This is a genomic window from Rossellomorea vietnamensis (assembly GCF_025398035.1).
Classification (GTDB): Bacteria; Bacillota; Bacilli; order Bacillales; family Bacillaceae_B; genus Rossellomorea; species Rossellomorea vietnamensis_B.
Genome location: NZ_CP104558.1, coordinates 1122564 through 1135911, shown reverse-complemented (window position 1 = coordinate 1135911; position 13348 = coordinate 1122564). Strand labels below are relative to the sequence as shown.

The window sequence follows — 13348 nt, the reverse complement described above, 5'->3', positions numbered from 1 at the left end:
ATGGTATGGGAATAGGAAATCCGGTCTTTTTTTTCTTTTCAATTTTCATAGCAGCCGTCATATTAATGTACTTTTTCCGGAAGCAGTACCGGGCTCTTACTGTGCCTTCCAATCTATTATGGGAGGAGGTCATGAAAGAATGGCAGGCATCACCATGGTTTCATCGATTACAGAGAAATCTCCTTTTACTCCTGCAGGTGCTCATACTGTCCTTGTTGATGTTCGCCCTGGTCAAACCATATACTACAGAGGATTTGAAGAAAAAAGATCATGTCATCATTTTATTGGATACCTCTGCCACCATGAATGCCTCACAGGGCGGGGTATCCCACTTTGAACTGGCTAAAAGGGACATTCACTCACTGATAAAAAAAAGTGAGGGTGACATCACTCTCTTGGCAGTGGGGAATTCCATTACCACCGTTGTTTCAGAAGAATCAAACGATCAAGTGGTGTTCAACCGACTGAAAAATATTTCGGTAACAAATGATCATGAAGATATGGAGAAAGCTCTTCGGTTGGGTGAAGCACTTGGGAAGGGATCGTCATCGGTCGTTCATGTCTATTCTGACTCGTTATTTAAAGCCGATTATAAAGATGAAACAATACATACACCGATCAGGGTTCATAACTCCATACCCCATCCGAAGAATGTTTCTCTTACAAGCTTCGGAGTGGAAAAATCGGGGACGGCCTATAAGGGAGTCGCCGTCGTTGAAAATCAAAGTGACGAGTTACAATCAGGGACGATCGTCATATATGATGATAAAAAAGAAGTTATATCTAATCGACTCAAGATCGGTGCAGGGAAGGAAGCCGTCATTCCCCTGGATGAATTACCTTCAAGCCCGGTATTAAAGGCCAAAATCGACTTTCAGGATGATTACAGGGGAGACGACATCATTACCAGTGTTCAGGCAACGTCAAAACCTGCCGTCCTTGTGCTTGGGGAGATCAATCCTTTCCTGCTAAAGGGGTTTCAATCACTTGGCGTAAATGTGAAGACAATTGAAGAAAACCAGTTGAAAACAGGTGATGACATCATTGTGACAACGAAAGAGAAATGGAAAGAGCTATCCATCGCCAACCCCGTCCTGATCATCCCTGGACCATCGGACAAGTCCACTGTTCTTACAACTGATATGGAAGTGAAAGGCGATGACCCACTTCTAAAGCATGTTGACTTTGAAAAAGTATTTGTTGAAAAAGCAGGTTCCATCGGGATAAAAGAATTGGATACCGCCGCTCAGAGTGGTTCCGTACCGCTTATTCAGAATGGTGAAAGGAATGGGGCGAAAATGGTGGTCCTGAACCTTCATCTAACTGACACAGACTTTCCCCTGCACCCGGGATTTCCGATCTTTCTTCACAATGCCTATCAACATCTATCAGAAGATGGAGGATTCATCGGGTATTTTCAGCCGGGAGAAGGAAGGACTGTTCCACTTGCCCCAGGGGATTGGGATATCTACTCTGGCGATGGTGAATTTATTAAGAAATCGGACCAGGGGGACTGGTTTAAAGCTCCGCTTGCCCCAGGGGTTTATCAAGCCGTACAGGGAGACGTGACGAAATATTTTAGCGTCGTACTTGATGACAGAGAAAAGAAGCCGGGAGGCGAGGCATTTTCTTTGGAACCAACAGAAGAAAACGGAGAAGAAGAGAGAGAAACAATTCCCCAAACACTTTCTTCCTGGTTTCTGGTGTTGGCGATCCTGATCTTATTTATAGAGTGGGAGGTATACAGGCGTGGGAATCGAGTTTAAAGAAGTACTCTGGCTATTGCTCGTGATTCCACTTGGGTTGGTTCTCTTTCTCTTTGTGAAACAGGGGATGAATCGGAAGGAAAGAAGGCTCATCCTGGCATTAAGGGGATGCGCTATGGTCCTGTTGATCCTTGCCCTTGCCAATCCGTCCATTGTTTTACCCGAAAAGGCAAAGCCGGTCATCTTCTTGGCGGATCGGTCCGCTTCTGTATCCTTGCAAGAAGACCGTATCCTTGATGAGATCAACCGGGGCGTCCATTCCAAACATGAACGGGATCGATACGGTATTGTTTCATTTGGTGAAAATGCGGCAATCGAACAGACGATTTCAGATGAGAGGGAGAATCCTGAACAGCTGGTGGGGGAAATCAAGGAGGGAAATACAAATCTTCAGGAAGGGTTGGAGTACTCATCGAATCTCCTCCCCCGTGGCGGGAGGATCATTGCCATGACAGACGGGAAGGAAACGATGGGGGCAGGGGAAGATCTCATTCCTTTATTAAAGGGGAAGAAGATCGAGGTTGAATGGATGGCCATCGCCTCCGATACGAAGGATGATGTGGCCATAACAGATGTGTCTGCTCCATCCGTCCAATATGAAGGAGAAGAAACAACTCTCACGGTCAATACATACAGCACGACCAAAAAAGAAATTGAAATGCGCATTACTTTGAATGATCAAGTGATCATAAAGGAAAACCTTCAGGTGCAAGAAGGCAACAACGAGTTTCAGTTCAAGCATGTAGTCGATCAATCCGGATTACTCGTGTATAAGGCAGAAGTGTTCTCTAAGGGAGATGGGAGTCCTGAAAACAATGCACTCTACCACCTGGCACGTTCAGAAGGAGCCGCAAAAGTCATGCTGGTGGAAAACGCAGATGGGGAAAGTGCATTGGCGCCGTTACTAAACTCAGCCGGATTTACCGTCGATGTATATAAACCGGAACAACTGCCCGGCAAGCTGACATCCTATCTGCAATATCAAAGCATCTTGTTTGATAATGTAGCTGCCACAAGCATCCCTCAGGAAAAAATGCTTCTAATGGAAAAAAGTGTGAAAGAGTTTGGAAGAGGATTCATTATGTTCGGTGGTAGTGACAGCTTTGCCCTTGGGGGATACTTTAAGACACCGATCGAACGAATACTTCCCGTCGATATGGATGTGAAGGGGAAGAAGGAACTACCTTCCCTTGGACTGGTGATCGTTCTGGATCGCTCCGGCAGCATGGACGGGCAAAAGCTGGCCCTTGCAAAGGAAGCAGCAGCGAGAACCGTTTCCCTCCTAAGAGACAAAGATACGCTGGGAGTCATTGCCTTTGATGACCGGCCATGGGATATCGTCAAAACGAAGCCACTTACTGATCGTAAAAAAGCAGAAGAAAAGATCCGTTCCATTTCTCCAGGAGGCGGGACAGAAATCTACAGCTCCCTTCAGCAGGCTTATGCGAGTCTTGAGAATCTATCATTAAAAAGAAAGCATATCATTCTTTTGACAGACGGACAATCAGCCACCTCAGGGAGTTACCAGACACTTGTAGAAGACGGCCATGATAAACAAATCACCCTATCCACCGTTTCAATCGGAGAAGGGGCGGACAGAGGCCTGCTGAATGATCTGAGTCAGTGGGGAAAAGGAAGATTCTATGATGTCACTGATGCCAGCGTGATACCGAGCATCTTGACGAGGGAGACGGTGATCACGACAAGGACCTATATAGAAGATCAACCGTTTTATCCCAGGGTTGCATCGTCCGAGTGGGCGACCCTATTTAAAGACGGTGTTCCTCAGATGAATGCTTATATTGCGACTTCCCTTAAAGGGACTGCCCGGATGGAAATGGAGAGCGGAAAGAACGATCCGGTACTGGCTACCTGGAGATACGGTCTTGGTCGATCATTCGCCTTTACGTCGGACACGAGTGGGAAATGGACGGGTGATTTTGCACGGTGGCAGGGGTGGCCGGCATTTCTCAATGAGCTGGTCACACGCTCGTTTCCTGATCTTCGTTCGAATCCTTACTCCATCGACGTAAAGGAAGAAAACGAAAATACCCGTCTAAAGTTGTCATCGTCCGAAGGGGACATCTCACCACTTGAGGTGACGGTCCTGTCTGAAGATGGAAAAATGATTCCCGCAACAACCAGGATAAAGGCACCGGGGGATTATGAGGTCGTATTTGAAGAACATTTATCGCCCGGTCTTTACAATATGAATATTGCCAAAAGTGGGGAGGGTGGTGAAAGCACATTTCAGACAGGTTTCTCAGTCCCTTATTCGAAGGAGTACTCTTTCAAGGGAGGATCCCAGTCACTTGATACAATCGTAGAAAAGACGGGTGGAAGGAAGACTTCTTCCTTGAAAGGGGCATTCAGGGACCTGCATGAACCCTCGTTTACAGCACGGTCCATTCAAACCATTCTCATTACAGCAGGCTTCCTTTTATTCTTTTGTGAGATTTTTATAAGAAGATTCGGGGTTGGACCGATCATGATGGTGGTTGATCTGATTAAACCACGGAGGACATCGCAAGAGATGAAAGATGAAACAAGCATCGAACAGCTTGGCAGAAAAGTCAACAAGGAGCGCAGGAATGATGAGCGTAAGGGAACTGACCGTCCGCGAACCTTGGAAGCGACCAAAGAAAATAGGGAATCCGTCAAAAAAGTGAAACGGGAAAAGAAAACAGCGGAACCTGTAGTAAATGGTGATGATGCGCGATTGAAACGTCTTCTTGAGGCGAAAAAGAGAAGGGAGAAATAAAAAAAGAGAAGGCGGCGCCTTCTCTTTTTTTATTTCATCAGTCTTCTTTTTTCTCGATATAAACCTGGTGAGGATAAGGAATTTCGATCCCATTCTGATCGAGGGCTTCCTTCAATGCTTTACGAAGCTTTCGCTCCACTCCCCATTGCTCCATGTTCTTTGTTTTGCATAATACCCTGAGAACGACATCAGAAGCACCCAATGTCTGAACACCTAGCACATTCGGGCCATCGACAATGTTATCATCTTCCTGTGCAATGGTATCACATACTTGCTGAAGTACGACCATTGCCTTATCGATGTCATCATCATACGAAATACCGATATCGACAAGGGCCCTCATGTTTCCACGTGAATGATTGCTCACACTCGTGATTTCCCTGTTCGGCACATAGTGCAGGGTCCCATCAAAGCCGCGGATATGAGTCGTCCTTAAACCGACCTCTTCCACAATTCCTGAGAAGCTGCCGGTCGTCACGTAATCACCAACGTCAACCTGCTTCTCAAGAAGAATGAAAAAGCCGGTGACCACGTCACTTACCAACCCCTGGGCCCCGAACCCGACGGCAAGTCCCACAATCCCGGCTCCGGCAAGGATCGCGGTCACCTGGATACCGAAGATTTGTAAGATTGTCACAAAGAAAACGAAGATCAGGATATAGCCGACAATATTTTTTGAAAGACTTTGTAATGTCTGAGCACGACCAACTGATACATCATTTCTCTTTCGATATTTTTCAAAGATTCTTTCAATCACTTTGTTCGCTGCACCTTTTACAATGATAAAAGCGATCCAAATCGCTAAAATTTGCAGTGCCCCTATTCCGATCGTCACTAATAGACCGCCCCAATTAAAATTGGATAGTCGATCACTTAAAGCGCTTAAACCAATTATGTAACCCAAACCAAAAACATCCTTTCCTATAAATGATGACCATACTAGTATACACAATACCCCATAGGTTATGTCAAAGGAGATCCACGCTAAAAAGCATACTGGTTTATTCTCTGGTGGATAAATGATAAACGTAATCCTGGCAAGTCATTCATGCAAGTAGAGACTAAATGACATCTGTTTTGGGCAAAACAACTAAGGGATGATGGAAACAAATTATAATTATTATAATATTGAATTAATTATAATTGACTAAAAAAATCCAATCCTATATAATGATATTTGTGAGTTGAAATGGACAGGCTTATAAAGCCATCCTTTCACAGACATTATTTCATCAAACACTCATTGGAGGGATTTATTCATGGCAGAACGCATGGTTGGTAAACAGGCTCCACGTTTCGAAATGGACGCTGTAATGCCAAACAAAGAATTCGGTAAAGTTTCTTTAGAGGAAAATATGAAAAACGATAAGTGGACAGTATTGTTCTTCTATCCAATGGACTTCACATTTGTATGTCCGACGGAAATCACAGCAATGTCAGACCGTTACGATGAGTTTGAAGACTTAGATGCAGAAATCATTGGTGTCTCTACAGACACTATCCATACACATTTAGCATGGATCAACACCGATCGCAATGCAAATGGAATCGGTGAACTGAAATATCCACTTGCGGCAGATACAAACCATTTTGTATCCCGTGAATATGGTGTTCTGATTGAAGAAGAAGGTGTGGCTCTTCGCGGCCTTTACATCATCAACCCTGAGGGAGAACTTCAGTACCAGGCTGTATTCCACAACAATATTGGCCGTGACGTTGAAGAAACATTACGTGTACTTCAAGCACTTCAAACCGGCGGTCTTTGCCCGGCGAACTGGAAGCCAGGTCAAAAAACTTTATAATTTTCAAAATGAATAAAGGCCTAACCGTTTGTTAGGTCTTTTTTTTACTCATAAACAGAAATTAAAGGAGGCACTCGTAATGAAACTGCGTGAACCTATGCCTGAACTCTCCGGTGCTACTGAATGGTTGAATGGAGAAGTAACAAAGAATGATCTTGTTGGAGATAAACCGACCCTGATCCACTTCTGGTCGATTTCTTGTCACCTATGTAAAGAAGCCATGCCCCAAGTCAATGAATTCCGTGACCGATACAGTGATAAACTGAACGTAATGGCTGTTCATATGCCCCGTTCAGAGGAGGATTTAAATCTGGACGAAATCAAGAAGGTGGCTGCTGAGCACGATATCACTCAACCGATCTTTGTGGACAGTGAGCATAAGCTGACCGATGCATTTGAAAATCAATACGTTCCTGCTTATTATGTATTTGATAAAGACGGAAATCTCCGTCACTTCCAGGCAGGAGGGAGCGGTATGAAGATGCTTGAAAAGCGTGTGAACCGTGTCCTGGATGAAATGGAAAAAAGCGAATAGGGATCAACCGTAATATGGAAGAGAGATCGGTCAAAAGACCGATCTTTTTTTTTGGTTTCGTTTTTACAATAGATATGAATAGAGAGTTAAAGGACAATTCACAAAAAGGAAAAAATTCTAAAAAAAGGGTAGATAAATATTTCGAAAGCCGATATATTTAGTAGTACGTTGTTTTTTTATGGAACACGGAGGGGAGAGAAAATATGGATACATTTAAAAAATTGAAAGCCTTTTACTGGCCTTATAAAAGGCATTTTATCATTTCAATGATTTTCTTGATTTTTGTTACAGGCATTACAGTGGTATATCCCATGATCTTACAAATTACAATTGATGATGTTATTCTCCAAGGGGAATATAAGTGGATTCCGTACCTTGCATTCGGATTCATCGGCATCATGGTCGTGAAAGGGATCGCTACATTCATCCAACAGTACAACGGGGACCTATTCGGGATCACATCGGTCTATCGTTTGAGGAACGAATTGTATGAAAAGCTTCAATTCCTCCCATTCAGTTATTATGATAACGCTAAGACAGGGGACTTGATGTCACGCCTGACGGCGGATGTAGAAGCTTTTCGCTTTTTCTTATCTTTTGGTTTCTCGGAATTGCTCCGCTTCTTCCTGCTGGTGACGGTCAGTTTTGGGGTGATGTTCTACTATTCACCATCATTGACGTTTGTCACCCTGGTTTCCCTGCCTTTTCTGGCCATTGCCGTATACAAATTCGATAAGGCTGTCCATCCTGCCTTTCGCGGTATCCGCAAATCCTTTGGAAAGCTGAACACGAATGTCCAGGAAAATATCTCAGGGATCAATACGGTGAAATCACTGTCCCGTGAAGATTTTCAAATCAATAAATTTAACCGGTCTAATGGTGATTATAAAGATAAGTATCTTTTCACCTCGGACATTTGGGCAAAATACTTCCCGCTCATGGAGTTCTTAGGGAATGTGAGTGTCGTGACACTCCTTGCATACGGTGGATATCTCGTCATGAATGGAAATCTGCAACCAGGTGAGCTTGTCGCCTTTTACAGCCTGGTCTGGTATATCATCTGGCCGATCATGAACCTTGGATTCACCATCAATCTTTTTTCACAGTCCAAGGCATCGGGAGAGAGATTACTGGAGATTTTGGAAGTGGATGAGAAGATAAAGGATCATAGTGGTGTCATCCATGTTGATCGCTTGAAAGGCGAAGTGGAATTCAAAGGCGTATCATTGAATTACACGGTGCATGACGAAGCAGCCCTGGAGGATATTTCCTTTAAGGCAGAACCCGGCAAGGTCATTGGTCTGATCGGGGGCACGGGATCAGGAAAAACGAGTATCACCCAGCTGATCACACGTTTCTATGAACCGGATAATGGAGAAATCCTCATTGATGGAAGGGATGTAAAAGAGTACTCACTAAAATCACTCCGTCAAAATATCGGATTCGTACTCCAGGAGTCATTCTTATTCTCCTCTACCATCAAAGCCAATATTTCTTATGGTCGACCGGAGGCATCAATGGAAGAAATTATCGAAGCAGCAAAACGGGCCGAGGCACATGATTTCATATCCGATTTGCCTGATGGGTATGATACAAGACTGGGTGAAAGGGGATTGGGTCTTTCAGGCGGTCAGAAACAACGGATTGCCATAGCACGTGCGATCTGCACGGACCCGTCGATCCTCATTCTTGATGATGCTACAAGTGCCGTCGATATGGAGACGGAATTCAGAATCCAAAAAGCGCTGAAAGAAGTCATGTCCGATCGTACGACCTTCATCATTGCACACCGGATTTCATCGCTAAAGCATGCCGACGAAATCATCGTCCTTGAGAATGGTAAAGTCGTTGAGCGAGGGGTTCACGATTTCTTACTGAAAAATAACGGACCATATCAGCGAATTTATGATATTCAATACCAAGACCAGAAAAAAATATTACAAACTCAGGAAGGGTAGGTGATAGGGTTTGAGCAAAAATAAGAAAGTGAATAAAAACATTCTGAGCAGGTTCCATTACTCAACCGATCAAGTAATCGATAAGCCATTCAACTGGGAACAGCTCTACCGTCTACTGACTTATTTAAAACCATATTCTAAAAAATTGTTGCCTTTGTCGATCATCACCGTTCTGATCACAACGGCTGTCCGCCTGATCATCCCGATACTGATCGGGGTGTACACACTGGATAAAGCGATCAGGCAAAAAGATGAGAATCTTCTCTTTACTCTTGTGGGAGTCATAGCGGGACTGTATGTTTTGAACTATATAGCCAATGTCCTCAGGATCAAATGGATGAATCAATTGGGGCAGGGAGTCATCTATGACCTGAGAAAACATTTATTCAGTCATGTACAGTGGCTTTCCCATCGTTTCTTTGATCAGCGTTCAGCAGGATCCATCCTTGTCCGGATCATGAATGACATCAACTCCCTTCAGGAACTTTTCACGAACGGTGTCATCAATCTGTTGATGGATATCATTCTGCTCATCGGAATCATCGTGATACTCTTTACGTTAAGTCCGGAACTCACACTTGCCGTCATGGTCATTTTGCCTATCATGTTCTTCATATCTACAAGCTTGCGCAAAAAAATACGCAAATCCTGGCAGGTGGTAAGGCTTAAGCAATCTAAACTTAATTCTCATTTAAATGAAAGCATCCAGGGAATCAGGGTGACACAATCCTTCACCCAGGAAAAAGAAAACATGGCCTTCTTTGATGGAGTCAACACAGAGACCTTCGATAGCTGGAGAACGGCAACAAAGAAAAATGCCATGTTCCGTCCACTGGTGGAATTAACCAATGCCATCGGAACCGCCGTCCTGATTTGGTTTGGGGCCCACCTCATTCAAAATGGATCCCTGGAGCTTGGTGAATTCGTCTCCTTCGCATTCTATCTGGGTATGTTCTGGGAGCCGATCTCAAGACTAGGGCAGGTGTATAATCAGCTGTTGATCGGGATGGCTTCATCCGAGCGAATCTTTGAATTCCTTGATGAACAACCGATTGTAAATGAAAAGAAAAATGCCATGAACCTGACGGATATCAAGGGAAGAATCCAATTCGAACATGTCGAATTCTCTTATGATGACAAACGTAAAGCACTCAGGGACATCAATCTGGAAATGAAAGCAGGGCAAACCGTTGCACTCGTCGGACATACAGGTTCTGGGAAGACGACGATCGCGAATCTCATCAGCCGATTTTACGACCCGACAAATGGGGTAGTGAAAATTGATGGAGTGGATTTACGGGATGCATCTGTTTCCAGCTTACGCAGTCAAATCAGCATCGTCCTGCAGGATACATTCATTTTCTCTGGAACGATCATGGATAATATCCGATTCGGACGCCCGGGTGCATCCGATGAAGAGGTCCTGAAGGCAGCCGAAGCCATCGGGGCAAATGAATTCATCGAAAAGTTATCCAACGGTTATGAAACGGAAGTCGAGGAACGGGGGAATGTGTTATCTGTTGGTGAAAGACAACTATTGTCCTTCGCACGTGCCCTTTTGGCCAACCCTCGCATCATCATCCTGGATGAAGCGACAGCATCCATCGATACAGAAACAGAAGTCAAGATCCAAAATGCATTGAAGAAATTACTGAACGGCCGTACCGCGATCATCATCGCCCACCGCCTATCCACAATCCGTGAGTCCGACAATATTTTTGTCCTTGAAAATGGAAAAATCAAAGAGTCTGGAAATCACGACGAATTGATGGAACAGGAAGGAGACTATTTTGAACTGGTAAAGTCACAGTTCAGGATGTTGGATGCGATGTAATGTGAAGTATTGAGGACCCCGCACTGGTGTGTGGGGTTTTTTTGTGGAGTGGTGGCGGTGAAACGGTTTCGTTCCCAGTTGGAGAAACTAAACAACAGAAAACTTTGTGAAAAACGTCACAAAATAGTCATTGTTCAATACTTCACAAACTCACCCTCAGGTTTTATAATGAACAATAAGTGATAAACAGTAGGAAAGAGCTGTTTACGATAAAAAGTAATTCGGTAGGGGGAGTAAAGAATGGTTTTGGATAGTGTGATTTTAAGCAGGATGCTCACGTCGACAACCCTTGCATTCCATATTATTTTTGCAACGATTGGGGTAGGGGTTCCGGTTATGATATCCATAGCGGAGTTCATGGGGATCAAACGAAATGATCCTCATTACCTTTTGCTGGCACGAAGATGGGCGAGGGGATTTACGATTACGGTGGCTGTCGGGGTGGTGACCGGGACTGCGATTGGCCTCCAGCTGTCCTTGTTATGGCCTTCGTTTATGCAGGTCGCCGGACAGGTGATTGCCCTGCCATTATTCATGGAGACTTTTGCGTTTTTCTTTGAGGCCATCTTTTTGGGGATTTATCTTTATACATGGGATCGATTCAAGAATAAATGGATTCACTGGCTTCTGACGATACCGGTGATGATCGGTTCTTCAGCTTCGGCACTATTCATTACGACTGTGAACGCGTTTATGAACACGCCACAGGGATTTGAATTGGAAAATGGAAAAGCAATCAATATCGACCCGATTGCAGCCATGCTGAATCCCGCGACACCAACCAAAGTGTTTCATGTGCTGACGACGGCATACTTAACATCTGCCCTCATACTGGCAGCCATCACAGCATTTGCGATCCTCCGTAAAAAGGGAGGGGACTATCATAAGAAAGCCCTGCGTTTAACGATGGTATCTGCGTTGATTTTCGCTTTTGGCTCTGCTCTTGCTGGGGATTTGTCGGCCAAGTTCCTGGCTGAATATCAGCCTGAGAAACTTGCGGCGGCAGAGTGGCACTTTGAGTCGGAAGAGAATGCCGATTTAATCGTTTTCGGGACGCTTGATGAAAACAATGAAGTCCATAATGAAATACGATTACCAGGTTTCCTGAGCTTCCTGGCGGGAAGTTCGTTTGATACGGAGGTCATCGGGTTGAATGAATTCCCGGAAGACGAACGGCCGCCTTTATGGGTACATTATTTGTTTGATTTGATGGTGTCCATCGGGTTTTACAGTATCTTCATTGCAGGGGCATTTATCTTATTCTGGAAATGGAAAAAAAGAAATGAATGGAATAAAGGATTGCTATGGGGGATTGTTGCCAGTGGACCGCTTGCGATGCTTGCCATCGAATTTGGCTGGATTTACGCCGAGGTCGGACGGCAGCCATGGATACTGCGAGGATATATGAAGGTCGCGGAAGCTGCAACAAAGGCAGACGGGGTCGGCTTGACGTTCGCGTTATTTGTTGGTCTCTATATACTCCTCGGCATCCTGTGTGTCGTTGTATTGATTAAAATGTTTAAAAATAAGCCGGCAGAGGCTGAATTGGAACAACGCTTTCCTAAAAAAGCGAGTTAGCGTGTAAGGCTCCTTATAAAGAAGGGGCCGACTGATTTTGTTAAGGGGGAGGAATGAATATGAGTTTGGAAATCGTGGGGATCACCGTCCTGTGGATTTTCCTATATGGTTATCTGATAGTGGCTTCGATTGATTTTGGAGCCGGCTTCTTCGCCTTTTACGGGAGGATGAAAGGGAAAGAGCATACGTTGAATGTCTTGATCAGTCGATATCTTTCTCCTGTATGGGAAGTAACGAACGTCTTCTTTGTCTTCTTTTTTGTCGGTTTGGTCGGTTTTTTTCCTGACGCAGCTTATTACTACGGGACGGCATTATTGCTTCCGGGGAGTATCGCGATTATTTTGCTTGCCATCAGGGGGAGCTTTTATGCTTTCGGAAACTATGGTTCCAAAGACAATATCGTTTACCTGTTTTTATACGGGGCAACAGGGTTACTGATTCCGGCTTCCCTGTCTACGGCATTGACCATTTCAGAAGGAGGCTTTTTGGAAGAGCAGGGGGATAAGGTCGTATTCCTGGCCCGTGAATTATTTACGAGTCCTTATTCATGGAGCGTGGTCGTCCTGTCCATCGTATCGGTCTTATTCATCAGTGCCACATTCCTGACCTATTATGCCAATCGTGCCGGGGATATGGATTCAAGAGAAGAATTGAGAAGGTTTTCCCTATTCTGGAGCCCGCCGACGATTTTAGCGAGTTTACTGGTTTTCGTATCTTTAAGAGAACATAATCCCGGGCATTTCAATAGCGCCATCGAGATCTGGTGGATGTTCGGATTATCCCTTGTGTGCTTTCTTGGCGCTTCATTTTTTATCTATAGGAGAAGGAATTTTGGTCTTGCATTCATCCTGGTCATGCAGCAATTCTTCTTTGCATTCTTTGGCTACGGGGCTTCACATTTACCATATATCTTAAAACCTTTTATCACGATTGAAACGAGTGTCACGAATCCAACGATGGGGATGGCACTGGTGGTGGTCTTTATCGCAGGACTGTTATTACTGATTCCCTCACTTTATCTCTTGATGAGACTTTTCTTATTTGATGCGGATTACGTTAAGGGGAACAAGTGAAGAGTTGGAACTTGAATGAAATACTAAAAAGGAAAGGGAGA

The 13348-nt window shown here is 44.4% G+C and carries 9 protein-coding genes; 8 read left to right on the top strand and 1 reads right to left on the bottom strand.

Translation table 11 applies throughout. From position 1 onward, the window contains the following. Positions 1–5 precede the first annotated feature (5 nt). Positions 6–1766, top strand: coding sequence for a vWA domain-containing protein (locus N5C46_RS05840; RefSeq protein WP_336275541.1), 1761 nt, complete (start codon positions 6–8; stop codon positions 1764–1766). Continuing rightward, positions 1750–4527: a VWA domain-containing protein gene (locus tag N5C46_RS05835; RefSeq protein ID WP_261751272.1), complete on the top strand. Its 2778-nt coding sequence runs from the start codon at positions 1750–1752 to the stop codon at positions 4525–4527. Before N5C46_RS05840 ends, N5C46_RS05835 begins: the two co-directional genes overlap by 17 nt. 37 nt (positions 4528–4564) lie before the next feature. Here N5C46_RS05835 and N5C46_RS05830 read toward each other — a convergent pair whose 3' ends face one another. Next, positions 4565–5431 (bottom strand): mechanosensitive ion channel family protein, encoded by an 867-nt coding sequence (locus N5C46_RS05830; RefSeq protein WP_261751271.1) that lies wholly within the window; start codon positions 5429–5431, stop codon positions 4565–4567. A gap of 355 nt (positions 5432–5786) precedes the next feature. On the opposite strand from N5C46_RS05830, the gene N5C46_RS05825 reads away from it, so the two are divergent. From N5C46_RS05825 to N5C46_RS05800, 6 genes are all read left to right on the top strand, one after another. Beyond that, positions 5787–6329 (top strand): peroxiredoxin, encoded by a 543-nt coding sequence (locus tag N5C46_RS05825; RefSeq protein ID WP_034756074.1) that lies wholly within the window; start codon positions 5787–5789, stop codon positions 6327–6329. A 79-nt stretch (positions 6330–6408) separates the two neighbouring features. After that, on the top strand, positions 6409–6864 hold the full coding sequence (locus N5C46_RS05820) for a TlpA family protein disulfide reductase (RefSeq protein WP_261751270.1): 456 nt from the start codon (positions 6409–6411) through the stop codon (positions 6862–6864). A 203-nt stretch (positions 6865–7067) separates the two neighbouring features. Further along, a complete protein-coding gene (locus tag N5C46_RS05815) occupies positions 7068–8822 on the top strand; it encodes an ABC transporter ATP-binding protein (protein ID WP_261751269.1) in 1755 nt (584 codons plus the stop codon). A gap of 10 nt (positions 8823–8832) precedes the next feature. Continuing rightward, positions 8833–10656, top strand: a complete 1824-nt coding sequence (locus tag N5C46_RS05810) for an ABC transporter ATP-binding protein (RefSeq protein ID WP_261751268.1) — start codon at positions 8833–8835, stop codon at positions 10654–10656. A 240-nt stretch (positions 10657–10896) separates the two neighbouring features. Next, positions 10897–12234: a cytochrome ubiquinol oxidase subunit I gene (locus N5C46_RS05805; RefSeq protein ID WP_261751267.1), complete on the top strand. Its 1338-nt coding sequence runs from the start codon at positions 10897–10899 to the stop codon at positions 12232–12234. A 59-nt stretch (positions 12235–12293) separates the two neighbouring features. Next, positions 12294–13307, top strand: a complete 1014-nt coding sequence (locus N5C46_RS05800) for a cytochrome d ubiquinol oxidase subunit II (RefSeq protein ID WP_261751266.1) — start codon at positions 12294–12296, stop codon at positions 13305–13307. The last annotated feature ends 41 nt before the right edge of the window (positions 13308–13348 follow it).

Bases quoted from the DNA above. Each gene is read 5' to 3' on its own strand.
- N5C46_RS05805 (WP_261751267.1), top strand. From the start codon at position 10,897: ATGGTTTTGGATAGTGTGATTTTAAGCAGGATGCTCACGTCGACAACC.
- N5C46_RS05800 (WP_261751266.1), top strand. From the start codon at position 12,294: ATGAGTTTGGAAATCGTGGGGATCACCGTCCTGTGGATTTTCCTATAT.
- N5C46_RS05840 (WP_336275541.1), top strand. From the start codon at position 6: ATGGGAATAGGAAATCCGGTCTTTTTTTTCTTTTCAATTTTCATAGCA.
- N5C46_RS05825 (WP_034756074.1), top strand. From the start codon at position 5,787: ATGGCAGAACGCATGGTTGGTAAACAGGCTCCACGTTTCGAAATGGAC.
- N5C46_RS05815 (WP_261751269.1), top strand. From the start codon at position 7,068: ATGGATACATTTAAAAAATTGAAAGCCTTTTACTGGCCTTATAAAAGG.
- N5C46_RS05820 (WP_261751270.1), top strand. From the start codon at position 6,409: ATGAAACTGCGTGAACCTATGCCTGAACTCTCCGGTGCTACTGAATGG.